At 70.6% G+C, this 24,939-nt stretch carries 23 protein-coding genes; 10 read left to right on the top strand and 13 right to left on the bottom strand.

Annotated features, from left to right (window positions below; all coding sequences use genetic code 11):
• Window positions 1-82: 82 nt before the first annotated feature.
• The 5 genes from OHA03_RS07320 to OHA03_RS07300 form a co-directional block, all read right to left on the bottom strand.
• Entirely contained in the window at window positions 83-1,159 is a 1,077-nt protein-coding gene (locus OHA03_RS07320; protein WP_267001916.1) for a HAMP domain-containing sensor histidine kinase, read from the bottom strand.
• Entirely contained in the window at window positions 1,156-1,893 is a 738-nt protein-coding gene (locus OHA03_RS07315) for a response regulator transcription factor (protein WP_267001914.1), read from the bottom strand. Before OHA03_RS07315 ends, OHA03_RS07320 begins: the two co-directional genes overlap by 4 nt.
• 235 nt (window positions 1,894-2,128) lie before the next feature.
• A complete protein-coding gene (locus OHA03_RS07310) occupies window positions 2,129-2,821 on the bottom strand; it encodes a spermidine synthase (protein WP_267007961.1) in 693 nt (230 codons plus the stop codon).
• A 110-nt stretch (window positions 2,822-2,931) separates the two neighbouring features.
• Window positions 2,932-3,150, bottom strand: a complete 219-nt coding sequence (locus tag OHA03_RS07305) for a hypothetical protein (RefSeq protein ID WP_267001912.1) — start codon at window positions 3,148-3,150, stop codon at window positions 2,932-2,934.
• Between the two features lie 151 nt (window positions 3,151-3,301).
• On the bottom strand, window positions 3,302-3,625 hold the full coding sequence (locus OHA03_RS07300; RefSeq protein WP_323181167.1) for a hypothetical protein: 324 nt from the start codon (window positions 3,623-3,625) through the stop codon (window positions 3,302-3,304).
• A gap of 162 nt (window positions 3,626-3,787) precedes the next feature.
• Here OHA03_RS07300 and lon point away from each other — a divergent pair, with 162 nt between their 5' ends.
• Window positions 3,788-6,208 carry an endopeptidase La gene (gene lon, locus OHA03_RS07295; protein ID WP_267001910.1) on the top strand — a complete coding sequence of 807 codons (2,421 nt, stop codon included), beginning with the start codon at window positions 3,788-3,790 and terminating at the stop codon, window positions 6,206-6,208.
• A gap of 191 nt (window positions 6,209-6,399) precedes the next feature.
• On the opposite strand, the gene OHA03_RS07290 is transcribed toward lon, so the two are convergent.
• A complete protein-coding gene (locus OHA03_RS07290; RefSeq protein WP_267001908.1) occupies window positions 6,400-7,248 on the bottom strand; it encodes a lysozyme in 849 nt (282 codons plus the stop codon).
• A gap of 240 nt (window positions 7,249-7,488) precedes the next feature.
• Between OHA03_RS07290 and OHA03_RS07285 the strand changes: the two genes are divergently transcribed.
• Window positions 7,489-7,971, top strand: a complete 483-nt coding sequence (locus OHA03_RS07285) for a MarR family winged helix-turn-helix transcriptional regulator (protein ID WP_267007960.1) — start codon at window positions 7,489-7,491, stop codon at window positions 7,969-7,971.
• 133 nt (window positions 7,972-8,104) lie between these two features.
• Here the strand turns inward: OHA03_RS07285 and OHA03_RS07280 are convergent, their stop codons facing one another.
• Window positions 8,105-8,890 carry a protein phosphatase 2C domain-containing protein gene (locus tag OHA03_RS07280; protein ID WP_267001906.1) on the bottom strand — a complete coding sequence of 262 codons (786 nt, stop codon included), beginning with the start codon at window positions 8,888-8,890 and terminating at the stop codon, window positions 8,105-8,107.
• Between the two features lie 364 nt (window positions 8,891-9,254).
• Between OHA03_RS07280 and OHA03_RS07275 the strand changes: the two genes are divergently transcribed.
• Genes OHA03_RS07275 through OHA03_RS07255 form a run of 5 tightly spaced genes read left to right on the top strand, consistent with a single transcriptional unit; the run spans window position 9,255 to window position 14,996 of the window.
• Window positions 9,255-12,188 (top strand): nitrate- and nitrite sensing domain-containing protein, encoded by a 2,934-nt coding sequence (locus tag OHA03_RS07275; protein ID WP_267007959.1) that lies wholly within the window; start codon window positions 9,255-9,257, stop codon window positions 12,186-12,188.
• Window positions 12,185-12,664, top strand: coding sequence for a roadblock/LC7 domain-containing protein (locus OHA03_RS07270; RefSeq protein WP_267001904.1), 480 nt, complete (start codon window positions 12,185-12,187; stop codon window positions 12,662-12,664). The genes OHA03_RS07275 and OHA03_RS07270 overlap by 4 nt, the downstream gene beginning before the upstream one ends.
• Window positions 12,664-13,074, top strand: coding sequence for a DUF742 domain-containing protein (locus OHA03_RS07265; RefSeq protein WP_267001902.1), 411 nt, complete (start codon window positions 12,664-12,666; stop codon window positions 13,072-13,074). Before OHA03_RS07270 ends, OHA03_RS07265 begins: the two co-directional genes overlap by 1 nt.
• Window positions 13,055-13,705, top strand: coding sequence for an ATP/GTP-binding protein (locus OHA03_RS07260; RefSeq protein WP_267001900.1), 651 nt, complete (start codon window positions 13,055-13,057; stop codon window positions 13,703-13,705). The genes OHA03_RS07265 and OHA03_RS07260 overlap by 20 nt, the downstream gene beginning before the upstream one ends.
• Window positions 13,706-13,748: 43 nt before the next feature.
• The gene (locus OHA03_RS07255) at window positions 13,749-14,996 is read left to right on the top strand and encodes a styrene monooxygenase/indole monooxygenase family protein (protein ID WP_030969918.1); all 1,248 of its coding nucleotides are present in this window, start codon (window positions 13,749-13,751) and stop codon (window positions 14,994-14,996) included.
• A 100-nt stretch (window positions 14,997-15,096) separates the two neighbouring features.
• Here the strand turns inward: OHA03_RS07255 and OHA03_RS07250 are convergent, their stop codons facing one another.
• The 5 genes from OHA03_RS07250 to OHA03_RS07230 all read right to left on the bottom strand — a co-directional run bounded on the left by OHA03_RS07250 (window position 15,097) and on the right by OHA03_RS07230 (window position 21,185).
• On the bottom strand, window positions 15,097-16,269 hold the full coding sequence (locus OHA03_RS07250) for a C40 family peptidase (protein WP_267001894.1): 1,173 nt from the start codon (window positions 16,267-16,269) through the stop codon (window positions 15,097-15,099).
• 146 nt (window positions 16,270-16,415) lie between these two features.
• Complete coding sequence (locus OHA03_RS07245) at window positions 16,416-19,070, bottom strand: PQQ-binding-like beta-propeller repeat protein (protein WP_267001892.1); 2,655 nt, start codon at window positions 19,068-19,070, stop codon at window positions 16,416-16,418.
• 84 nt (window positions 19,071-19,154) lie between these two features.
• Complete coding sequence (locus OHA03_RS07240; protein WP_030915852.1) at window positions 19,155-19,421, bottom strand: hypothetical protein; 267 nt, start codon at window positions 19,419-19,421, stop codon at window positions 19,155-19,157.
• 35 nt (window positions 19,422-19,456) lie between these two features.
• A complete protein-coding gene (locus OHA03_RS07235; protein ID WP_267001889.1) occupies window positions 19,457-20,209 on the bottom strand; it encodes a TetR/AcrR family transcriptional regulator in 753 nt (250 codons plus the stop codon).
• Between the two features lie 40 nt (window positions 20,210-20,249).
• Window positions 20,250-21,185 (bottom strand): diiron oxygenase, encoded by a 936-nt coding sequence (locus OHA03_RS07230; protein WP_267001887.1) that lies wholly within the window; start codon window positions 21,183-21,185, stop codon window positions 20,250-20,252.
• 178 nt (window positions 21,186-21,363) lie between these two features.
• Between OHA03_RS07230 and OHA03_RS07225 the strand changes: the two genes are divergently transcribed.
• From OHA03_RS07225 to OHA03_RS07215, 3 genes are all read left to right on the top strand, one after another.
• Entirely contained in the window at window positions 21,364-22,467 is a 1,104-nt protein-coding gene (locus OHA03_RS07225) for a ferritin-like domain-containing protein (RefSeq protein WP_267001885.1), read from the top strand.
• Window positions 22,468-22,701: 234 nt separating this feature from the next.
• Window positions 22,702-23,586: an ADP-ribosylglycohydrolase family protein gene (locus tag OHA03_RS07220; RefSeq protein ID WP_267001883.1), complete on the top strand. Its 885-nt coding sequence runs from the start codon at window positions 22,702-22,704 to the stop codon at window positions 23,584-23,586.
• 54 nt (window positions 23,587-23,640) lie between these two features.
• Window positions 23,641-24,456, top strand: a complete 816-nt coding sequence (locus tag OHA03_RS07215; RefSeq protein WP_267001881.1) for a hypothetical protein — start codon at window positions 23,641-23,643, stop codon at window positions 24,454-24,456.
• Here OHA03_RS07215 and OHA03_RS07210 read toward each other — a convergent pair whose 3' ends face one another.
• Window positions 24,457-24,936, bottom strand: coding sequence for a DUF3291 domain-containing protein (locus OHA03_RS07210; RefSeq protein WP_267001879.1), 480 nt, complete (start codon window positions 24,934-24,936; stop codon window positions 24,457-24,459).
• Between the last annotated feature and the right edge of the window lie 3 nt (window positions 24,937-24,939).

The raw sequence follows: 24,939 nt of genomic DNA, 5'->3' as shown, positions 1-24,939 counted from the left end.
CGTGGCCGTGGCTACGGCCACGTGGACCATATCCCCTCGTGGGACGACGCGTAGAACGTGCCCTTCCGGTTCGGGGCCCACGTCAATTGCGTGGTTGAGAGATCCCCGGAAGGGTGACCTGGATCCGGCAGCCGCGAGCCGATTCGGCCACTCCGATGCGACCGCCGTGCAGATCCACGGCCCAACGGGCGATCGCCAGGCCCAGGCCCGTACCGCCGTCACTGCCCGGACCGTGCGGGGACGCCACCTTGCCACGGTTGAAACGCTCGAAGACCCGGTGCCGCTCGGACTCCGGAATGCCCGGACCCTCGTCCACGACCTCGAGATCCAGCGACTCCGGCAGCGCGCCGCGCCGTGCCCGCACCGTGACCCGGCCGTGCGGTGGGCTGTGCTTGACCGCGTTGTCGATCAGATTGGCCACCACCTGGTGGAGCCGCTCCGCGTCCGCGTGCGCGGTCAGCTCGGGCGGCGACACGTCCAGATGCAGATGTACGTCCGTGCGGGTGTGGTTCCCGGAGCCGGAGGACAGCCTGCGGTGCGAGGCGGCGAGGTTCGCTTCCTTCAGTACGCCCGAGAGATACGGCCACACCTCGAAACGGCGGGCCTTGAGGGTGACCACCCCGTTGTCCAGCCGGGACAGGTCCAGCAGCGTCTCCACCAGCCTGCCGAGCCGCTCCGTCTGTTTCAGCGCCGTGCGCATGGTTTCCGGATCAGCGGCGGAGACCCCGTCCACGACGTTCTCCAGGACGGCTCTCAGCGCCGCGATGGGAGTGCGCAGCTCATGCGAGACATTGGCCACCAGCTCCTTGCGGTGCAGGTCCACGGCCTCCAGATCGTCCGCCATGAGGTTGATCGTCTGGGCCAGATCACCGAGCTCGTCCCGCCGGTCCGCGCCCCGCACCCGTCGGGTGTAGTCGCCGTGCGAGATCGACCGGGCCACCCTCGTCATCTCGTCCAGCGGCGCCGTCAGCCCGTGCGCCACGAACTGGGTGATCAGCAGCGTCGCGATCACCGAGAACACTGTGATGAACCGCAGCTCGGTCCTGGTGCGCACCGCCACCATCAGCAGCCCGGTCGTGATGAACACCGAGACCACGACCAGCGTGCCCAGCTTGGCCTTGATCGAGAAAGGGCGCAGTCCGGAGCCGGGCCGGGTCATGGCGCCGGGGTCTCCAGGGCGTAACCGACACCGTGCACGGTTCGGATCCGCTCCGCGCCGATCTTCCGGCGCAGTGCCTTGATGTGGCTGTCGACGGTGCGGGTACCGGAAGCGTCCGCCCAGTCCCAGACCTCCGCGAGCAGCTGCTCCCGGGAGAGCACCGCGCGCGGCGTGTTCGCCAGGCAGACCAGCAGGTCGAACTCGGTCGGCGTCAGGTGGACGTCCTCCGCGCGCACCCGGACCCGGCGCTGGGCGTGATCGATCTCCAGCTCGCCGAGGCGCAGGATGCCGCTGCGCGGCGTCACCGCGGCCAGCGCCGCGCGCTCGACCCGGCGCAGCAGGACATGTACCCGGGCCGCCAGTTCACGCATGGAGAACGGCTTGGTCATGTAGTCGTCGGCGCCGACGCCGAGGCCGACGAGCATGTCGGTCTCGTCGTCCCGGGCGGTCAGCATCAGCACCGGCACCGGCCGTGTGGCCTGAACCCGGCGGCAGACTTCCAGGCCGTCGAAGCCCGGAAGCATGATGTCGAGCACCATCAGGTCGGGCTGCCAGGCCTCGGCCGCGTCGACGGCCGCGGGGCCGTCGAGCGCGGTCTGCACCAGAAAGCCCTCGGCCCGCAGGCGTGCGGAAATGGCGTCGACGATCGTCGCGTCGTCCTCGACCACCAGCACCCGGCGCTGCGCGCCCGGGGTGGCCGCGACACCGTTGTGGGTGGTGTGTGTCTGTTCCATCGCCCCGCCCCTGCCCGTTCTCGCGGGGGTCATTCCCCCGGACGCACGGTCTTCGCTTGTGAATTTCGTGGGTGATCCCGTTTGCCGCTCAGCAGCGTAAAGCCAGCAGACTGTTCCCGGCTACGCAGGGTGTAACGGCACGGGAACGGGTTGGACGCAAGCAGGCGGCGGAGTGTCTGTCTTGTGACGCTTGGCCCCCGGGCGTCCAGGGGCCCGGATACCCGGCGGGGGAACCTCAGCCGTCCCGAAGTGCGAGATGAACCACGTCGGGCACACCACGGGCAACATGCACCTCTTCCGTCCTTACCCCACTGAATCCGGCATTCTGCAGGGCCTGTTCGAAGGCGGCGGACGGCTGCGCGGACCACACCGCCAGCACCCCACCCGGATTGAGCCGTTCCCAGCAGTCCGCCAGGCCGGAAGCGGAGTAGAGACTTCCGTTGTCCTCGGTGACGGTCCAGTCCGGTCCGTTGTCGATGTCCAGACACAACGCGTCGTAACGGTCCGTAGTCGTATGCAGATATGTGACGAGATCCGTCGCCAGGATCGCCGTCCGCGGATCGGCGAGCGCCGCAGCGGAGATCCGATCCAGCGGCCCGTCCAGGTGCCAATCGATGATCGCCTGTTCCCGCTCGACCACCGCGATTCGCCCCCAGCGCGGCTCGGCGGCGGCGTGCGCCAGCGAGAAGCCGACCCCGAGCCCTCCGACGAGCACTGCCGGATCCGTCCGCCCGGCGGGCAGTGCGGCGAGTGCGGCATCGATCAACAGCCGTTCGGAGCGCCCGTCCGCGGTGTCCATCAGAAAGCACCCGTTGGCGATGATCTCGAAGTCGTCCCCCCGCTCCCGCAGGACGACCTCCCCGTACGGTCCCTCGCGGCGGTCGAGTGTGACGGAGCTGTGAGCGGTGCGGCGGTCGGCGGTCGGCATGTCCTCGGTCTCCGGTAGGCGGCGGATGGATTCCACCATCCTCGTCGGACGGCGCGGGCGGGGCCAAAATCGGTGGATCCGGGTGGGGCGCGAGGAGTCGAAAGGTGTGGTCACCGGGGCTCCGGCCGTGCGCCGCGCACCACCAGGAGCGCCGCCCCGGCCAGGTGCGCCGCCCCGACGTACGTGCAGAACGCCGGAACCGGTGCGGTCAGCCGCCACGGGGACAGCCGGCCGACGACGAAACCGACCAGGGCGATCGAGATCAGGAAGCAGCCGTCCGAGACGGCCCGCGGGAGGGGCGGACCGCGGTCGGCCGCGTACGTGCGCACACCGGCGGCTCAGCCGGGCGAAGCGTCGGTCGGCAAGTCGGCCGTAGAGCGTGGCGAGAGCTGCCGCATCCCCATGTGCGACGGCGCGCAACAGCGCGTCGTCATCGCCGGTCCCGTTCTCCCCCGAGGGGCGCATCAGCCTCAGTCCCCTCTATCGGTATCGGACGGCGATGCCTCGCCGGTTGATCTGCGGCAGGTGCCCTGCCCGGGCGGCGGCCCGGTCGGACTCGGTCGGTTCGGCGTGCAGAGCGACCAGCAGGTCCAGGTCGGAGACGCCGGGAATGGCCGTGCCCCGCGGGATGCTGCGGTAGAGGTAGGCGCTGTGCAACTGCGCGGCGTCGAACGCATCGGTGATCCGGGAGCGGGCCGCCTCGACCATGGGGGCGAACGTTGCCGGTACGCGGCTCTGCGAGCCTTCACGTCTGATCGTCCCGTCCTCGGCCAGGCCCCTGTCGCCCACGCGTGTGTCACCCATGCGGGCACTCTCCCGCCGTGCGCAAGGCAGTCGCGAACGGATTTCGCAGGTGGCGGGGGAAGCATCAGGAAGATCGCTGAGAGCGAACACAGCCCCGGGAACATAACGTCGCTCAGGAGCATTGAGCCTGCATAGCTCAACTTGAATGCCGAAGGGGAGATCATGGCTAATGAGCCCAACGCGGTCACTCCGCTGACCCTGCCTGTGCTGCCGCTCGACGACGAGGTCGTGCTGCCCGGAATGGTGGTTCCTCTCGACCTGTCCGACACCGATGTGCGGGCCGCCGTGGAGGCCGCGCAGGCAGCCGTCCGGCCGGGTGGCGGCAAGCCCGAGGTGCTGCTCGTGCCGCGGATCGACGGGACGTACACCGGAACGGGTGTGCTCGGTACCGTCGAGCAGGTCGGCCGGCTCTCCGACGGCGACCCCGGTGCGCTCATCCGCGGCCGTGACCGGGTGAGGATCGGCGCCGGGACCACCGGACCCGGGGCCGCGCTCTGGGTGGAGGGGACACGCGTGGACGTGTCCGTCCCCGAGCCGCTTCCCGGTGTCGCCGCCGAGCTGGTCAAGGAGTACAAGGCCCTGGCCACCAGCTGGCTGAAGAAGCGCGGCGCCTGGCAGGTAGTGGACCGGGTCCAGCAGATCGACGACATCTCGGCCCTCGCCGACAATTCCGGTTACTCACCCTTCCTCACGACCACCCAGAAGGTGCAGCTCCTGGAGACCGCCGACGCGGTTGCCCGGCTGAAGCTCGCCATCCAGTGGCTCGGCGAGCACCTCGCCGAACAGGACGTCGCCGAGTCCATCGCGAAGGATGTCCAGGAGGGTGTCGACAAGCAGCAGCGCGAGTTCCTGCTGCGGCGCCAGCTCGAAGCCGTACGCAAGGAGCTGTCCGAGCTCAACGGTGACCCGGAGGGCGAGTCCGACGACTACCGGGCACGCGTCGAAGCCGCCGATCTTCCCGAGCACGTCCGTGAGGCCGCGCTCAAGGAGGTCGACAAGCTGGAGCGCTCCTCCGACCAGAGCCCCGAGGGTTCCTGGATCCGCACCTGGCTGGACACCGTCCTCGAACTGCCGTGGAACGAGCGCACCGAGGACGCGTACGACATCCGCGCCGCCAAGGAGATCCTCGACGCCGAGCACGCGGGCCTGGAGGACGTGAAGGAGCGGATCACCGAGTACCTCGCCGTGCGCAAGCGCCGCGCCGACCGCGGTCTCGGGGTCGTCGGCGGGCGCCGCGGTGGTGCGGTGCTGGCCCTCGTCGGGCCTCCCGGCGTCGGCAAGACGTCCCTCGGCGAGAGCGTCGCGCACGCCATGGGGCGCAAGTTCGTCCGTGTCGCGCTCGGCGGTGTGCGGGACGAGGCGGAGATCCGCGGCCATCGGCGTACGTATGTCGGTGCGCTTCCCGGACGCATCGTCCGCGCCGTCAAGGAGGCCGGTTCCATGAACCCGGTCGTCCTGCTCGACGAGATCGACAAGGTCGGCTCCGACTTCCGCGGCGACCCGGCCGCGGCGCTCCTCGAAGTGCTCGACCCGGCGCAGAACCACACCTTCCGTGACCACTACCTGGAGGTCGAGCTCGACCTCAGCGACGTGGTCTTCCTGGCCACCGCCAATGTCCTGGAAGCCATTCCGGAGGCGCTGCTCGACCGCATGGAGCTGGTCAGGCTCGACGGCTACACCGAGGACGAGAAGGTCGTCATCGCCCGGGACCACCTGCTGCCGCGCCAGCTGGAGCGGGCCGGTCTGGAGAAGGACGAGGTGACCCTCGACGAGTCGGCGCTGCGCAAGCTGGCCGGCGAGTACACCCGCGAGGCGGGCGTACGCAACCTCGAACGGGCCGTCGCCCGGCTGCTCCGCAAGGTCGCGGCCCAGCACGAGCTGGGCGACCGGGAGCTCCCGTTCACCGTCACCGACGAGGACCTGCGGGGTCTCGTCGGACGGCCGCACCATGTTCCCGAGTCCGCCCAGGACCCGGCCGAGCGCCGCACCGCGGTGCCGGGCGTGGCGACCGGACTCGCGGTGACCGGCGCCGGCGGAGACGTGCTGTTCGTCGAGGCGTCGCTGGCAGATCCGGAGACGGGTGCTGCGGGACTGACCCTGACCGGCCAGCTCGGCGACGTCATGAAGGAGTCCGCGCAGATCGCGCTCAGCTTCCTGCGGTCGCACGGCGCCGAACTGGAACTGCCGGTCGCCGATCTCAAGGACCGGGGAGCGCACATCCACTTCCCGGCGGGCGCGGTCCCCAAGGACGGCCCCAGCGCCGGTATCACGATGACGACGGCACTGGCCTCGCTGCTCTCCGGGCGGCTGGTCCGTACGGATGTGGCGATGACCGGCGAGGTGTCGCTGACCGGACGGGTGCTGCCGATCGGCGGCCTGAAGCAGAAGCTGCTGGCCGCTCACCGCGCCGGAATCACCACCGTGGTGATCCCGAAGCGGAACGAGGCCGATCTGGACGACGTCCCGGCCGAGGTCCTCGACAAGTTGGAGGTCTACCCGGTGACGGATGTACGTCAGGTGCTGGAGATCGCTCTCGCCCCGGCTTCGGCCAGGGCGGAGGAGAGGATCCCGGCCGCGGCGTGAGCGCCATGGCGTGACGGGCGTGGCATGACGTGCGCGGCCGGTCGGACGGCCCGCACCCCCGAGAGGGCGGTGCGGGCCGTTCCGCGTATCCCTGGTATCCGCGATTTCCGGGCAGCCGGTCGCGGGCCGTGCTCAGGGGCGGTCCGGACCCCGGTGACGGGGTGCGTCACCGGGGCCCGGCGGGGCGGGACTCAGCCGTTGGCGAGTGCCTGTACGCGGTCGAGGGCGCCGTTGAAGTGGTTGTGGTCGCCGACGTACGGGCCGGACGACGTGTACTGCCAGATGGTGTAGTAGCTCCAGCCGGCCGGGAGTTCACCGACGGTGGTGTTGTAGCGGGCCACCCAGAGCGGGTTGGTGGTGGCGAAGCCCGCGTTGTTGCCGGTGCAGGCCTGCCACCAGCTGGTCGCGGTGTAGATGACCGCGTCGCGGCCGGTGCGTGACTTGTACGTGTTCACGAAGTCGCGGATCCAGGAGACCATGGCGGCCGCGGTCTTGCCGTAGCACTGGTCGCCGTACGGGTTCCACTCGATGTCGAGGACGCCGGGCAAGGTCTTGCCGTCCGGCGACCAGCCGCCCCCGTGGTCCACGAAGTAGTTGGCCTGGGTCGCGCCGCTCGTGGTGTCCGGGGTGGCGAAGTGGTACGCGCCCCGGATCATGCCGACGTTGTACGAGCCGTTGTACTGCTGGGCGAAGTAGGGGTTCGTGTAGTACGTGCCTTCGGTGGCCTTGGTGTAGGCCCACCGGACACCGCTGTTCCAGAGGGTCGCCCAGTCGACGTTGCCCTGGTGGCTGCTGACGTCCACGCCTTCGGTCTGCACGGCGCGCGTGTCACGCGGCAGGCCGCCCTGGCCGTCATGGGCGACGACGCCCATGCCCATCGTGGCCGACCCGCGGGCGGGCGTGGTGGTGGCGGTGGGGGAGTCGGCCGCGGTGGCCGCGCCGGGCAGGGTGAGCAGAAGCGAGAGTGCTGCGAGAAGAGTTCCCATCGCCGCGAAGCGCGAGCGGCGGGTCGTTCCGGATCCGGATCTGTGCACGGGCATTGCGTGCCTCCGAGGTCTCGGTGGGGGGATCTGCCGACCCAGGGGAGCGGCTCGGCGCACCCCTGTGACATGTAATGGTGTGAACATGCCAGGAATGACGCTACGCACGTAGACCCGCGCGGCGGAAGGGGGCCTGGGCGGTGCCGTTGGTCTACGCCTGCGAAATACTGGCGGAGCTGCGGCGATGACCAGCAGTGAAAGAAACTTTCAGCGGCAGGAAAGCTCATGAGGGGTGTTGACGTGCACGGGAGCGAAAGCGGCAGTGAACCCGGCGCGACCGGGGCGACTGGTGTGGACCACGTATTCCTGGCGCTGGAGCGGGAGTTGGCCGTGTTCCTGCGTCGGGCGCGGTCGAGCTCCGGCGAAATGGCGCGCGAGGTCCACCCCGAACTGGAGTCCGCGGCGTACGGACTCCTCGTGCAGCTGGAGTCGGCGGGGCAGCAGCGGGCCACCGATCTCGCAGCGTACTTCGGGGTCGGCAAGGCGACCATGAGCCGTCAACTGCGCGCCCTGGAGAACCTCGGACTGGTGGCGCGCGAGCCCGATCCGGCCGACGGGCGGGCCTTCCTCGTCCATCTCACCGACGAGGGACTCGCGCGTTACCGCAGCGTCCGCGACGCCCGCCGCGAGCGGTACGTACGCAAGCTCGCCGACTGGGACCGGGCCGAGGTGGCGGAACTGGCCCGGCTGCTGCACCACTTGAACACCCGCGCCGAGGAATGACACGAGCCGGGCCCGACCCGGCCGGTGCCTGGACCGGCCCGGCATTCCCGGGCGCTCCCGGACCTCTGCCCTGTGGAAACCGTCCACACGGGAGCACCCTCCGCGCTCCCGGCCGACCCCGTACCCGGGTGACCTACAGCACTGCGTAGACCGCCGTGGCGTCGTCGTGCGTCTTGCTGCGCCGCAGATACGTGCGCTCCGTGTCCGCGTCCTCCAGCGCCCTGACCCGGTCGATCAGCCCCTGTGTGCCCTCCTTGTGGAGCACCCCGAGGCAGGCTGCCCAGTCCCCTTCGCGGAACATGTCGGTCCAGCGGCTCGCCCCGTCCGTCAGTGCGGCCAGCGCCCGCACCTCGGCGCGCGGCGTCCGCCCGGTCACCGCGCGGGCCGCCACCGAGGGGTCGGCGGCAGCGGTGAAGAATCCGCCCTCCTTGTTGCGTACCTGTGCGTCGGCGATCGCCTCGGTGGCCAGGGATCCCGGTGGCAGCCGGTCGAGCCGGTCGTCGAGCAGTGCGCGTACCGAGCCGTCCGTCGACTCGAACAGCAGCACCGAGTCGGAGAGCACCAGGTGTTCGATCTCGTGTTCGTCCCAGCGCACCATCACGACGGTCGCCTGCGGCGTACGTACGTGAGAAAGGTCACAGGAGGAACGATGCGTGTCGGCGGTGCGCCGGATGGACTCGGCGAGGACCTCCATGAGGGGCAGATCCCGCCGCGAACCCGACAGTTCGACCAGGGAGGCGCCCAGTCGAGCGGTGAACCACGGGACGGAGTGCACACAACCGTCGTTCCCCTGCGGCGGAGTGACGCCGTCGAGCAGGACCAGCGTCCCGCCCTGGCCGGAGGCGGGAAGCGCGGTGGCTGCCCAGTCCTCGTTGGGGCGCCCGGGACTACCGGGGACGGTGGCGAGTTCGATACGCATACGGCAAGTCTGCACGACGCCTTCACCGACCCTGCACGAGTGCGTCGTTGGACCGTACGAGCAGGTCAGCCCTGCCTCTTGAGCGGAAGGAACGGCTCCGAGCGGCGTGCGGGCGGGCATCCTGCCAAAGCCTGCGCGGAAGTTCCAGCCCGGGGCGCGGGTGTGCGCGACGACGCGTGTGGGGAGACTTGTTCGTCAACTCTGGAGTGATGTTCACTCGTTCAGGTGGCGGAGCGGTTGATGCGCGCCCCCCTCTCAAAAGCACTGGAATGGTCAGAAGCCGTACCAGGGGTCGGGGCGCCGTTCCATGTGACCGAACGTCACCTCTGCTTCAAGGGTGGACGAGTCAAGATTGCGAGCACCGGTGCAGAAGAAGCGGCCTCGGAGCAAGGGCAGCAAGCGAAGCGGTTCCGGGGCGACACCTCTGCCGCCGGCCGAAGGTGAGCCCACCCGGCGCACCGTACGCGTACGCAGCCGGCTGGTCGCCGGCGTCGCGGTCGTCGGTATCACCGTCATCGCCGCGGGTGCGCCCGCAGCGCTCGGCGCCTCCTCCGAACTGACCGAGTCCCAGCGGTTGGTCACGCTCGCCGAGCTGAATCAGCAGGCGGTGGCGCTCGCGCACGCCCTCGCGGACGAGCGCGACGAGGTCACCGCCTACATCGCGAGCGGCCGGGCCGAGAAGTCCGGCCCGAAGAGCGACGGACCCAGCAGCCGCAGCGCCCGCGTCGACCAGCAGATCGACGAGATCCGCGACACGGCCCCGGCCGCGCTGCGCCGCGACCTCTCCACGATCCCCTCGCTGCGCCGCACCGCGCTCACCGGCAAGGGCTCGGCGCTCGCGGCCCACCAGGCGTACTCCGAGGTCATCGCCAAGCTGCAGGACCTCGCCGACGAACTGGCCGAGAAGACGCCGCCGCGCGCCGCCGAGGCCACCCGTGCGCCCCTTGCCCTGGGCCAGGCGGCAGAGCAGGCCTCCGCCACCCGTGGGCTGCTGATCGCCGCGCTGTCGGTGCCCCGCGAAGTGGCCACCACCCCGCAGATCGACCCGTTCACCGGGCTGCCCGTGCAGCCCCAGGACGAGGGCCCGAGCGAGGACGACCGTAACCGTGACGAGCTGAGCGCAGCCGCCCAGCAGGCCAGGGTCCGCGAGCTCGCCGCGCTCGCAGACTTCGACCAGGCGGCGGGCTCCACCGCCCGCGAGAAGCTCTCCTCCACCGTCACCGGGCCCGAGGTCAACAGCGCGGAGAAGTACCTCGCCGCGCTCACCGACCGCCCCGAGCTGTCGGACTCCGACCAGCAGGCCAACCGGAAGAAGGTCGAGGCGTCACTCTCCGCCCGCATCGACCGGATGCGCAGCGTCGAGTCCGCACTCGGCACCGCCCGGATCCAGCGACTGGAGCAGCTGCGCGACGACGACGTCACCGCGCTCGAACTGCACATCGCGCTGCTCGGCGGCTGTCTGCTGATCGCTGTCGGCGTCTCCACCGCCGTGGCCCGCACGCTCACCCAGCCGCTCGCCGTTCTGCGGATCGGAGCCGCCCGCCTCGCCGCGGAGCCGGGCACCGCCGAGCCGGTCCGCTACACCGGCCGCAACGACGAGTTCGCCCAGGTCGTACGGAACCTCAACACGCTGCACGGCAAGCTGCAGGGGCTGCTCCACGAGTTCAACGGCCGGTTCGCGAACCTGGAGAAGGAGCGCGGCGAGCTCGTCGCCGGACACGAGGCCCTGTCCCTCCAGCGCGCCGAACTCCAGGTCCGCACGGCCGACCTGGCCGCCCAGCTGGAGCAGCTGAAGAACACGGTCCACCACACCTTCGTCAACCTGTCGCTGCGCACCCTCGGCCTCGTCGAGCGCCAGCTCGGCGTCATCGAGAGCCTGGAGGAGCGCGAGCAGGACCCGGAGCGGCTCGCCACCCTCTTCAAGCTCGACCACATGGCCACGGTCATGCGCCGCCACAGCGAGAACATGCTGGTCCTCGCGGGCGCCGAGCACGGCCACGGTCACGCCGGCCCGATCCCGCTGGTCGACGTCCTGCGGGCGGCCGTCAGTGAGATCGAGCGGTACGAGCGGGTCACCATCCAGTCGCTGCCACCGCACGCCCAGATCGCCGGCTTCGCAGCCGACGACCTCAGCCACCTGGTCGCCGAGATCCTGGAGAACGCGACCTCCTTCTCGCCGCCCGACTCCCATGTCCAGCTGTCCGGCTGGCTGCTGGAGTCCGGCGAGGTGATGCTCTCGGTTCAGGACGAGGGCATCGGGATGTCGTCCGTACGCATGGGCGAGCTCAACGCCCGGCTGGCCGACGCGTCCTCGTTCGAGGCGGGCCGGCAGGGCGCGGACGGAGCGGGGCTCGGACTCCAGGTGACGTCGCTGCTGGCGGCGCGCCACGGAGTGCGGGTCCAGCTGCGCGAGCAGAAGGGCAGCGGCGTGACGGCGGTCGTCGTGCTGCCGCAGGCGCTGCTGCCGAAGGCGCCGCCGACCGCCACCCCGCCGCCGGTGCGGGTGCCGGGGGACGCGCCCGCGCTGAACCTGCCGGGATCGGTCGCCGAGGCCAACTCCAACTCCCTGCCGGGCCGGACGCTCGCACTGCCCGGTGACCCGCTGATCGCCGCGGCCGAGCAGTCGATCCGCGACGCGGGAGCGGAGCCCGGCACAGAACCGGTGCCCGCGCCGGCTCCGGTCGCAACCGAGCCGGTCGCAGCCGAGTCGCCCGCACCTGAGCCGCTCGCCGCCGAGACAGAGGCCGAGACCACGATGCAGGTCCGGCTCCCCGAGGTCCCGGAGTTCCGGGCGGCCCCGCCGGCCCCCGCGGCCCCGATGGCGTCCGACCCGTACGCCATCGGCCCCGACCGGCACGAGCGCACCGCGGACGAGAACCAGGAGCCCTTCACCGCTCCCGTCCCGGCCGTCACCACCGTCGCGGAGGCCTTTCCCGGCCCCCGGCAGCCGGAACCACAGCCGCAGCCGCAGGGCGAACGCATCACCGACAAGGGGCTGCCCAAGCGCACCCCCAAGGTCGTGAAGCCCGCCGCCGCCCCTGCCACCGAGCGCAAGGGCAGCCTGGACAAGGAAGCGCTGCGCCGTCGCCTCGGCGGCTTCCATCAGGGCGCGAAGGACGGCCGCCGCGATGTCGAGGCGGAGATCGCCGAAGGCGTCGGCAGTGCCGCCGGCGCCGGCCCTGCCCTCGACGTCGACCGGAGCGAACGCACCGCACAGACCGACCACACCGAGCTGGCAGACCGTTCCGGCGGTCGAATCGATGACACGGGGGACACAGTCGAGGAGGCACGCAGTTGACTGCGCCCAGCACATTCGGGCTGAGTACCGAGGCCCGGAACCTTCACTGGTTGCTGAGCAATCTCGTCGAGGAGGTGCCAGGGGTCCACTCGGTCACGGTCGTCTCGTCCGACGGACTGATGCTGCTCTCCTCCGACCCCGGCCACCACGCAGCCAGAGCGACGGGCCGGCAGGACGGCCCCAGGGGCTCCAGCGCCGACCTCGCGACCATCGTCTCCGGCATCGGCTCCCTCACCATCGGCGCCGCGAAGCTGATGGACGGCGGTGGCGTCAAGCAGACCATGGTCGCCATGGACGAGGGCAGCGTCTTCATCATGTCGATCAGCGACGGATCCCTGCTCGGCGTGCACGCCACACCCGACTGCGACATGAGCGTCATCGCGTACCACATGGCGCTTTTCGTCGGCCGTGCCGGACATGTACTCACCCCCGAACTCCGCAGTGAACTGCGCAAATCGATGGAGAGCGCCCAGTGATGCCCGCTGCTGAACCCGCCCGCAGGCTCCCCGTCCGCGGTTCCGACCGCCGGCCTGCCCGGGTCCGCCCGTACTCGCTCACCGGCGGCCGCACCCGCTTCGGTCACGTCCTCCTCGTCGAGACATTCGTGGCCGCGCTGGAAGCGCCCGAGGAGCGCCGCGAGCTCACCAACGGCAGCCTCACCACGCGTGTGATGCCGGAGCTCCAGGCCATTGTCGAAATCTGCCGCCGCATGCGTACGGTCGCGGAGATCTCGGCCCTGTTGAAGATGCCGCTCGGCGTGGTCCGAGTGCTGCTCAGCGACTTGGCCGACCAGGGAAAGATCCGTGTGTACGGGACCGGTCACGGCACCGGCCAGCCCGACCGCGCACTGCTCGAAAGGGTGCTGAATGGACTCCGCCGTCTCTGACTCGCTGCTCTCCGCCCCGCGTCAGCCGGGACCGGAGAGCCAGACCGAAGAGTCACTGCAGGCATGGCAGCTGGACCACACCAGGGCCCCCATAGCCACGAAGATAGTGGTCGCGGGCGGGTTCGGCGTCGGCAAGACGACCTTCGTGGGATCGGTCTCCGAGATCACCCCCCTGCAGACCGAAGCGTTGATGACCCAGGCCAGCGAGGAGACCGACGACCTCACCGCGACGCCCGACAAGGTCACCACGACCGTCGCGATGGACTTCGGCCGTCTCACCCTCGACGACGACCTCGTGCTGTACGTGTTCGGCACGCCCGGACAGCAGCGCTTCTGGTTCATGTGGGACGACCTGGTGCGCGGCGCGATCGGGGCGGTCGTGCTCGCCGACACCCGGCGGCTCTCCGACTGCTTTCCCGCGCTCGACTACTTCGAGAGCTGCGGACTGCCGTACATCGTGGCCGTCAACCACTTCGAGGGAACACCCGGATTCGAGCCGGAGGACGTCAGGGAGGCCCTGACCATACCCCTGCACGTACCCGTTGTGATCATGGATGCGCGTAACAGGATCACGGTCGTCGAGTCGCTGCTGGCCCTTGTGGGCCACGCTCTTGACGCCACACCCGCTTAGACACAACACGCGCACGTACACGTAGAAGTAACGGAGAACCGCGATGCGGAAGATACTCATAGTCGGAGCCGGCCAGTCCGGTCTCCAGCTCGCCCTCGGACTGCAGTCCAGTGGGTACGAAGTCACCCTGATGTCCAACCGCACGGCCGACGAGATCCGGTCCGGCCGGGTCATGTCGACGCAGTGCATGTTCGACACGGCGCTGCAGCACGAGCGCGACCTCCAGCTCAACTTCTGGGAGTCCCAGGCCCCGCGCATCGAGGGCCTCGGTGTCTCGGTCGCCGCCCCCGACTCCTCGCGCGCCATCGACTGGGTCGGCAAGCTGGACGGCTTCGCCCAGTCCGTCGACCAGCGCGTGAAGATGGCCGGCTGGATGGAGACGTTCGCCCAACGCGGCGGACAGCTCGTCATCCACGGTGCGGCCGTCTCCGACCTCGACTACTTCTCCCGCACCTACGACCTGGTGATGGTCTCCGCGGGCAAGGGCGAGCTGGTCTCCATGTTCGGCCGGGACGCGTCCCGTTCGCCGTTCGACGCCCCGCAGCGCGCACTGGCCGTCGCGTACGTCCACGGCATGGGCCCGCGCCCCGAGCACCCCGAGTTCGACGCGGTCCGCTGCAACCTGGTCCCGGGCGTCGGCGAGCTCTTCGTGATGCCGACCCTGACCACGTCCGGCCGCGCCGACATCCTGTTCTGGGAAGGCATCCCGGGCGGCCCGCTGGACGTGTTCCAGGGCATCAAGGACCCCTCCGAGCACCTCGCGAAGACGCTGGAACTCATGGAGCAGTTCACGCCGTGGGAGTACGCCCGTGCCACCAAGGTCGAACTGACGGACGCCAACGGCACCCTGGCGGGCCGTTACGCCCCGACCGTCCGCAAGCCGATCGGCCGGCTGCCCGGCGGCGGTCTGGTGCTCGGCGTGGCGGACGTGGTCGTCGCCAACGACCCGATCACCGGCCAGGGCTCCAACTCGGCCTCCAAGTGCGCCGACGCGTACCTCCGGTCGATCATCGAGCACGGCGACCGTCCGTTCGACGCGGACTGGATGCAGTCCACCTTCGACCGCTACTGGGACACCGCGCAGCACGTCGTGAAGTGGACGAACGCCATGCTCGGCGTACCGCCGGAGCACGTGCTGAACCTGATCGGCGCCGCCGGCCAGCTCCAGCCGGTCGCCGACCGCTTCGCCAACGGGTTCGACAACCCGGCGGACTTCGACAACTTCTTCTTCGACCCGGAGAAGACGAACGCGTACCTGGCCCAGGTCTCCGGGGCCGCATCCGCCGCCTGACCTGCAAAGTACTGGTCAGCGTTGGTGAACATCGGTGCCTGTGGGCCGCCTTCGGACGGCCCACGGGCGGCCCGGCCAGGGTGGCTCGCGGGAGCTTGCGCTACGCGTCGGTGGGGACGGACGACGAGCTGTACCCCGTGTCCGGGCCGTCCGACGCATCCCGGGGCAGCTCCGGCCGCTCGTACGTGCGCAGCGATGCGTTCTCCGGGTCCGGCCGCACGGCGCCGAGCAGCGGGTTCGACGCCACCGGTGAGACCTTCACCCGGGTCCCCGGACGGGGCGCCTGCACCACCAGACCGCTGCCGATGTACAGCGCCACGTGCGTGGCCTTCGGGAAGTAGATCACCAGATCACCCGGGCGCAGCGCTTTCAGCGGCACCTTCCGCAGCCGCTGCCACTGTTCCTGCGAGGTTCGCGGGATGGGCCGGCCCGCGGTGGCCCAGGCCCGTGAGGTGAGCCCGGAACAGTCGAACGAGCCCGGTCCTTCCGCACCCCACACATACGGCTTGCCGACCTGCCCGATCGCGTACTTCACCGCCTCGCCGCCCTCCTCGGACGGCTGCCGGGACGAGGACAGGGCTCCCGAGGCGACCAGCGCGCCCTGGGCTTTTTCCGTGGCCTGCTGCTCCAGCCGGGACATCTGGGCGATCCTTTCGGCGGAGAGGGTGGCCAGCAGCTTCTCGACGTTTCGCAGTCGCGCCCGCACCGTGTCCCGCTGCTTCTTCTGCCGCGCCGCCAGCACCCGCTGTCTGTCCCGTACCTTGCGGGATTCGGTGGCCAGGCCGTCGGCGTGTTTCGCGGCGCCGGTGAGCCGCTTCACGGTCGCGGCCCGGTCGGCGGACACCCGTTGGATCACATGCCCCTGGTCCAGGGCGTGCTCGGGATCGCGGGCCAGCAGCAGCTGTGCGTACGAGGAGAAGTCGGACCGCCCCTGGTACTGCTCGCGGGCCAGCCGCCCCGCTTCGTCGTGGCTGCTGGCCAGTGCGAGCCTGGCCGCGGAGAGGGCGGAATCGAGCCGTTTCGCCTCGGTGGTCCGTTTCTTCAGCTCGGCCACGGTCCCGTTGTACGTCTCCGTGGCCTCCTCCGCCTGCCGGTACAGCGTGCGCAGCTCGGTCAGCAGCTCGGCGATGCTCTTGGTGGAGTCGGGGCCCTTGCCGGTGGCCACGCCCGAGGGCCCGGGGTCCGGTTCCACGGGGGCGGCAACGGCGGGGGAGGCCAGGACGAGGGCGGCGAGCGCCGCAGAGCAGACGGTGCGCAGGACCGTGCCTGACACGGGATCACCTCCGATGACGGGGCGATCCTGGGACTACCCCATGAGTGAGCGCAACACATCCATACGGTCACCGGGTGCCGGGCGATGCAAGAACCCCGTGCCGTGGCGGCCGCGGGGTTCCCCCGGAAGGCGGGTGTCCTGCGGGTTCACGCCACCGGGAACGCGTAGAAGATCCGCTCGCGTTGGACCACGGCGGTCTTCCCGAACGCCAGCACCCGGTACGGAGCGGTGACCGTGGCCCCCTTCGGATCCTGCACCCCGATGTCCTGGAACTTCCACAGCCGCCGCCCGTCCGCCGCCGCGAACGCGGTGACCTGCGCCCCTCCGGCCGCCAGCAGGGTCTTGCCGGAGAGGCTGACGGTGACGGCGGGCGCGGCGCCGCCGGGCGTCGCCTCAGTGGACCGTCGCCAGTGCAGCTTTCCGGTGGCCCGGTCGACCGCGCCGACTTCCTGGTTGCCGTTGGTGGTGTGCAGGAGCGTTCCGGCCGGCACCGGGGTCCCGAACACGGAGCCCGCGCTGCCGTTCAGGGTCCACTCAGGCTTGCCCCCGGGCATCTCGAACGTCTGGAGATCGTCGCCCACCGCCGCGTAGAGCAGCCCCTTGTCGTCGCCGACGGCCGCCCCGTCCGGCCCGACCCTGCCGAACGACCTGGTCCACAGCAGCTTCCCGCTCTCGCGGTCGAAGCCGCGGAAGACCGCCTTGCCCTTGGCGGCCTTGACGTCTCCCGGAGTGAGCGTCGCACTCTTCTGACGTACGACGACGTCGTCCGGCCGGACGGTGATCAACCGGTAGGCGGGGGCGGCCGATTCACGTCCGGTGGGTACGGAGGTCCGCCACACCTCCTTGCGCTGCACGACGTCGTACGCGAAGAGGAACGACACGACGGCCTGGGTGTCCTTACCGGGCTTCTTGCCCTTCTTCGGCTTCTTGGCCTTCACGGTGACCTTGTGGGAGCCGGTGAACCAGATGACCGGCCCGGACTGGCCGACGATGTCCGACACCGTCAGATGCGGCGCGTCCTTGAACCCGTCCTCGTACGCCACCCGGTGCGTGACCTGTCCGTTCTTGGCTGACAGCCAGAGGAACTCGGACGGCCCGGCGATGAAGCAGAGATCCTCGCCGGCGGGCAGGGCCGCCTGCCCCTTGGCTCCGTCCGCACACTCCCAGACGCGGCGGCCGGAGCGCAGATCGATCCCGACGGCCTGCGTGTCGCCGGTCAGGACGAGCAGCCGGTCGAGCCAGAGTGCGGCGGTGAGCGGCGCGGGCTCGGCGTCGGGATGCGTGTACACCCAACGCGGCTGCGGCGGCAGCCCGGCCACGGTGAGGCGCGTGGGGGCGGGGGCGGGTTTGGCGTCGTCCTGGTCCTCGGGACTGCCGGAGCCGAAGGCGAGCACCGCTCCGCCCCCGACGACGAGTCCGGCGGCACCGGCAACGCCACCGACGAGCAGCGTGCGACGGTCGAGGGAGGGGACTGCGGGAGCGGGAGCGCTGACCGGACCGGCAGGGGGAGGAGAGGGAAGGGGAGCGGTGGGGGTTGTTGTCGGGGTGGTCGATGCGGGGGCGGCCGGCGTCGTGGGAGCGGGAAGAGGCCGCGGCACGAGCGGTGCGACGGGCGGCAGGCCGGTGGGCAGCTCGGCCGGAGGCCCGCTGCGCTCACGCGGGATGGACAGCTGGGTGGTCGGCCGGTCGGGCTCCGGCGCACGGGGGCTGCCGACGCTGCCGATGCGGGTGGTCCGGACGTCGTCGTCCCTGGTCGCGGGGGTGTCGGGCAGGGCCTCGGGGGCCGCGTCGGCAGAGTCGTGGCCGAGCAGACCGTGGGTCGGCGAGTCGACGGGGGTGCCGGTGGCGGCGTCGGCCGGACCGTCATCCGGATCCGTCGCCAACTTTCGTACCTGTCCGGCCTGTTCCATGATCGCCCGTGTCAGCGGATCCGGCAGCCAGCCGCCCTTGGCCAGGCCCGCCGCACCCTCCAGTGCCAGTTCCGCCGCCACCGTGCCCGCGGTCGGCCGGTCGGCCGGGTCCTTGGCAAGGCAGCGCGCGATCAGGCCGCGCAATTCTTCCGGAACCGCGTCCAGTTCCGGTTCGGTACGGGCGATCCGTTCGGCGGCCTCCGCCGCCGGTCCGTCGGCGAGCGGGGTCGTCCCGGTCGCCGCGTACGCCAGCAGCAGCCCCAGCACGAAGAGGTCGGAGGCAGGTCCGGCCTCCTTGCCCTCGATCTGTTCCGGGGTGAGATAGCCGAGCCGTACGGACAGCTGCCCGCCCGACCGGGCCTCCGCGTCGGCCGCCGCGCTCAGGGGGCCGAAGGCGGTGAGCCGGGGCCCGTCCTCGGCCAGCAGCACCGTCCTGGGGGCGAGCCCTTCCAGTACGGCCCCGGTGGCATGCACCCGGGAGAGGGTTTCGGCGATGCCCGCGCCCAGTATCCGCACGGCACGCTCGGGGAGCGGGCCCGCGAAGTCGATCGCCTCGGCGAGCGTCAGCGCCGGTACGTACGCCACGGCCGTCCACAGCTGCCCGTCCGCGGGTCCGTCTGCGTCCTCGTCCGCGTGTTCTGCCGCACGGGTGACGATCTTTGGCTGGACCCAGCCACCCGCCAGCCGGTCCGCCGTGCGTGTCTCCGCCTCGAAGCGGCGGCGGAAGGCAGGGAGCGCGGCGAGTTCGGGGCGGGCCGCGGTGATCACGACGGTGTCGTCGAGGGCCGCGTCATGCGCGAGGTACTGCACGGCGCTCGCGGTCTCGCGGAACCGCGCCACCACGGTGTACGGACCGAAGCGGCGTGGATCGTCCTGACGCAGCGCCTCCATGGCGCACCCCCTTGTGACCGTTCTCGTGACCATGGATCCGTCGATCTTAGAGGTTCCGGTGCGCGCAGCCGGGATGCGCGCGGGTCAGTTCGGTTTCGACCAGGGCCACTTGGGAGTGTGGCGTTCGCGGCCCTCCGGGGCGTACTCGTACACCCAGCCGCGCTGCACACCCAGCCGCTTGGAGTATCCGGCCGGGACCCGCCGGTATGTGTACACGGTGGCCGGTCCGCCGTCGGCATCCGGCACCGGGACCTCGTACCACTTGGGCGGATGGCCGGTCGCGCCGACGAGGACGGGCAGGACCCGCCCGTCCAGCGGGCCGCCTCTGAAGGTGGTGTTCTCGCTTCTCACGCCCCCCAGTCTGACCCAGGGGCGTGTTCCGGCACTCAGTCCGGTGGCAGCAGGTGCGCCGCTTCGGCGACCACCGGGACGAGTCGGGCGGCCAGCCGCCCGGCCGGGCCGTCGGCGGTCTCCAGCGGCAGCAGCTCCGCCACCACGGCCGCCGTCTCCCGGTCCGTGGCCGCGGTGGCTGCGAGCAGGGTGATCAACTGGTCGACCAGCCAGGCGCGCAGATCGTCCGCCGGGGGCTGCTTCTCCTCGTCCAGCCAGATCAGGGAGGCCGCCTCGACGGCTGCGATCCAGGTCCGCACCATCATCCGCAGCCGGGGGCCCGGTGCCCGCGTGTCTCCGCGGCCGAGGTGGAGAAGGATCTGTTCGGCCGCCGCCCGTCGCACCTCGTCGACGATCGCTGTCGTCCGGGACGTCTCCGCGACGCTGCCACCGCGCAGCAGCGCACTGAACCCGGCGTCGTGCTCGTCGACGAACGCGAGATAGCGGTCGAGCACCCGCGCCACCCGTTCGGTGGGCGGGCCCACGGGCGGTTCGGTGAAGCACAGCTCCAGTTCGTCGGCGGCGGACCGGAGCGCAGCCTCGTACAACTGCTGCCGTCCGCCGGGGAAGTAGCGGTAGACGAGAGGACGGGAGACTCCGGCGACCGCCGCGACCTCGTCGAGCGAGACCTCGTCGGGGGCCCGGTGCGCGAAGAGGGTGAGGGCCGCACCGAGGAGCTGCGTGCGGCGCTCCTCGACGCTGAGCCTTTGGTACGCGCGGTTCGGCGGGGCTGCGGCAGCGGAGGTCATACCTCGAAGCGTAAGCCGTTCCCTCGGTGGAGGAGCCGGGTCAGGCCAGCAGGCCCGAGCTCTTCCACAGCCGGCGCCCGACCCCGTTCAGCACACCGATGTCGTCGAGGAAGTCCGTCAGCCGCTTCGCGCCCGTCTGCATGACCTCCGTCCGGTGGCCGCTCGCCCTCACCTGGGCGACGGCCTCGCGGCGGTCCAGGCCGACGTTCTCGTACACCTGCGGGTTGACGAAGCAGACGGAGAAGACGCGCGCCGCCTCTCCGCAGCTCAGCCGGGTGAACTCGCGCTCCCAGCGCGGTGCGGTGACCATCTGCCGGCGCAGCTCCTCGCGGGCGTACCGGACATGCCGTGCCTCCTCGACCACATGGATCCGGGTCACGCCGCGCACCAGCGTCTGGACGCGCTCGTCCGGGAATGTCAGCCGCTGCATCCAGTCGAGGATCTCCTCACCGAGCAGGGTCGCGGCGAACGATCCCGGCGTGGTGGACACGGTCTTCAGCACCCGCGCGAGGTTGTGATAGACGCGGGGTACGGGGTAGTTGGGCGCCCGGCCCCACTGGATCATGCGGCCGAACATCATCGAGTGCCGGCACTCGTCGGCTATCTCGGTGAGCGCGTAGCGGACATGGTTGCTGGTCACGGGCTTGTCGTAGATGTGCCGGACCAGCAGCTGCATCAGGATGATCTCGAACCAGATGCCGAGCGAGGCCAGCGACGCCGCCTCGTGCCGGGCCAGGTCCATCCGCTGCTCCTCGGACATCTTCCGCCACAGCGGGGTGTCGTAGAGCGAGACGAGCTCGGGCGGCCAGAACCACTTGCCGTCCTCGACGGCCGCATCCCAGTCGAGCTCGGTGTCCGGGTCGAAGGAGTGCTTGGCCGAGGACTCCAGGAGGCGTTCGGCAATCTGCTCACGGTCCCGGAGCGGGCCGAGTGCGTCGCGAAGCGTCTGCACGTCGCGTTCGGTCACTGTCGTCATGGCTGAGGGCACCTCACACATGGGTTACCGGCGGTCACTTCTTATGAGACTGCTTGTCAGCAAGGCCGTCAATCCCTTGCGCACGACTTGTTGACCCGGCGTCTACCAACGTGTGAACCTGCCAACTGACGTAACCGCCACGGAACTTATCGAACCATGCGAGGCGAAGGAGCCGTCCGTGTCGACACACGACCTCTACACCACCGCCCCCGAGGAACCGCTGTGGCAGGTGCCCGCCTCCGGCGCCGCCCGCTTCAGCTGGGAGTACGACGACGGCCGCGAGCGCCTTCTCGCCCTTTACCAAAAGGGCAAGGACAAGCAGTGGGACGGCAACAAGCGCATCGACTGGAGCCTGGAGGTCGACCCCACCGACCCGCTCGGCACCCCGGACGAGGCGCTCACGCTGTACGGCACGCCGCACTGGGCGAAGATGACCGAGAAGGACCGGGGCGAGCTGCGCAAGCACTACACCTCCTGGCAGTTCAGCCAGTTCCTCCATGGTGAGCAGGGCGCCATGATCTGTGCGGCCAGGATCGTGGAGTCGGTCCCCGATCTGGACGCGAAGTTCTACTCCGCGACCCAGACCATGGACGAGGCCCGGCACGCGGAGATATACGGACGGTTCCTGCACGAGAAGGTCGGGATGCTCTACCCGGTCAACGACAACCTGCAGGGCCTGCTGGGCGACACCCTGCGCGACTCGCGCTGGGACATGCCGTACCTCGGCATGCAGGTCCTCATCGAGGGGCTCGCCCTTGCCGCCTTCGGCATGATCCGCGACACCACGACCAAGCCCTTGCCCAAGCAGATCCTCGCGTACGTCATGCAGGACGAGGCCCGCCATGTCGCCTTCGGGCGGATGGCGCTGCGCGACTACTACAAGCAGCTGAGCGACGCCGAACTGCGCGAACGCGAGGAGTTCGTCATCGAGGGCTGCTACCTGATGCGGGACCGGCTCAGCGGCGTCGAGGTGCTGCAGAACTTCGGCGTGGGCAAGCAGGAGGCCAAGGAGCTCTCCGAGCACTCGGAGTATCTGCAGCTCTTCCGCAAGCTGCTGTTCAGCCGGATAGTGCCGTGCGTCAAGGACATAGGACTGTGGGGCGAACGGCTCCAGAAGGCCTACGTCGACATGGGCGTCTTCGAGCTCGGCGACTCCAACCTGGACCTGCTGATGGCCCAGGACGAGGAGATCGCCGAGCAGTTGGACCGCGACCGGTTCGCGGCGGAGGAACAGGCCCGGGTGGCGGAGGTCGAGGACGCGATGGCGGACGGTGCGGCGTAGGCGGTCCGCCACGAGGTTCTTCAGCGGCCGGCGCCCGGAGACCGGCCGCGGAACCGCCCACCGGCTCCGCCACCCGTACCGGCTCCTCCGGCAGTGCGGCGTGCGTCGCCGCGACGCCCTCGGCGGTGACGCACGGGAGCCGTGGCACAGTTCCGCGAGATCCCGGGCCGGGCGCTGCCCGTACGCGTCAATAAGGGATGTACACCCGCTGCCCCGGGCGCCAGGATGACCCTCATGACGCCCCCGCGCGCAGACCTGGCGGCCGCCCGCCGAAGCCTTGAAGGACTGTCACTCGGTGATGCGTTCGGGGAGCGATGGTTCCCGCTCTTCCGCCCGCCCCGGCAGGCCCGCAACGAGATCCGCGCCCGTCGCACACCCGCTGAACCGGTCTGGCACTGGACCGACGACACGGCCATGGCCCGCGCCCTGCAGCGTGTCCTCGACGAGCACGGCGAGGTGGACCAGGACCGGCTCGCCGCCTGCTTCGCCCTCACGTACGACATCGATCCGGCACGCGGTTACGGCCACGGCATGCACATCCTGCTGCCCGAGCTGCTCACGGCACCGGCCGACTGGCGCAGCCTCGCGCCCGACCTGTTCGAGGGCGGCAGCCTCGGCAACGGCGCCGCCATGCGGGTCGCACCGCTCGGCGCCCGGTTCCACGCGGACCTCGACCATGCCGCCCGGCAGGCGCAGTTGTCGGCCGAGGTCACCCACGCCCACCCGCAGGGCATCGCGGGCGCGGTGGCCGTGGCCGTCGCCGCGGCACTGCAGGTGCGGGGTGGGTTCACGTTGACGGCGGTCGGGGACCGGACACCCGAAGGATCGGTACGGGACGGGATCCGGCGCGCCGCAGCCGTGCCGTTCACCACCGAGCCGTGGAAGGCGGCCGATCTGCTCGGCAACGGGCAGCGCATCCGGGCCGACGACACGGTCCCGTTCGCCCTGTGGACCGCGGCCCGGCATCCGGGCGATCTGGAAGCGGCCCTCTGGGCCACCGCCGAGGGCTTCGGCGACGTCGACACGACCTGCGCCATCACCGGCGGGGTCGTCGCCGCGGCCACCGGGGTCGACGGCGTGCCGGCCCAGTGGCTGCGCAGTCGTGAGCCGTTGAGTTGAGACGGCCACCCTGTGTCGAATCGGCGTTCGCACGCGTGACGTAACTTGGGTGCCATGACCATGCCGCCGCAGCCGCCGCAGGGCCCGTACGGGCCGCCCCGGCCCCCGCAGCACAACCCGTATGCCCAGCAGCCCCCGTACGGCTATCCGCAGCAGCAACTGCCGCCGCAGGGGCCGCCGCAGGGGCCGTGGGGGCAGCCGGGGATGTCCGGCCCGCCCGGTGCTCAGCCGCCGAAGAAGAAGCGGACCGGCATGGTCATCGGGATCGCGGCCGCCGCACTGGTGGCGGTCGGCGCCCTCGGCTACACCGCCTTCCAGCTGGTCGGAGCCGGCAAGTCGGTCGTGGGTGGCTTCCCCGAGGCCGAGTACCGGCTCACCGTGCCGAAGAAGTTGCTGGACGAGGAGTACACGCTAGCCGAGGACACGTCGTCGACCGACGGCAAGGAGGTCGAGGAGGTCCCTGACCCCAGCGTCCGTGATGTGAAGGCCGTCGTCACCCAGTACACCTCCGCCGAGGGCGGCGTTCTGGTCATCTCCGGTATGTGGGGCCGGATCAGGATGCCCGAGTTCACCCGGGACAAGATCCTGGAGGGGGCCGCGGGAGAGAAGGGCATGACCGTCGTCGTACCCGCCAGGGAGTTCACGCCCGACGGATACGACATCACGGTGGCCTGTCAGGTCGTGACGTCGAAGGACGCCGGAGTGACCAGCACCATCCCCATGTGCGCCTGGGGCGACGACAACACGGCGGCCTTCGTCGGCCTGGTCACTCCCAAGACCGCGGTCCAGGACCCGAAGAGCGTGGACCTGGAGCAGGCGGCGGCGGACACGGCCGAGGTCAGGGCCGAGTCGCGCAGGCCGATCGGCTGATCAGCCCGCGGCGGCGGGCGGGGCCGGGAAGCCGGTCCGCAGGGTGAACGCCCGCTCCGTCGGACCGTGCTCACGCAGATGGCGCAGACGCTCCTCGGCGTCCTGCACCGTCGGGCGCTCACCCGCCGGCACCCACCAGAGCGCGGTCATCGCCTCCGCCACCCGTTCGAACCACACACGGCGCCGGGCAAGGAGATCGCGGTGCTGCCCCTGGTACATGAAGGCCGTCAGTGCGTCCGTGTCCCGCCACACCGACATGTTCACGATCAGCCAGGAGTCGCCGAAGACCGGTACGTCGGTGGCGTTCCCGGTCTCGCTCCGGAGCCGCCAGATGAAGCCGGCGGCTCGGTCGGCGACCGCGTTGACCGGATCGAGAGCATCGACGAAGTCCTTCAACTCGGGGGAGTCCAATGGGAATCTGAGCCGGGCGACGTTCACCTGGGCGAGTTCGTGGCCGGGCTGCGGCGCGAGGGATGTCATGAC

The sequence above is a fragment of the Streptomyces sp. NBC_00154 genome (assembly GCF_026342835.1).
Taxonomy (GTDB): domain Bacteria; phylum Actinomycetota; class Actinomycetes; order Streptomycetales; family Streptomycetaceae; genus Streptomyces.
Note: the sequence above shows the minus strand (reverse complement) of the source record. Positions and strands in the feature narration are given on the sequence as shown.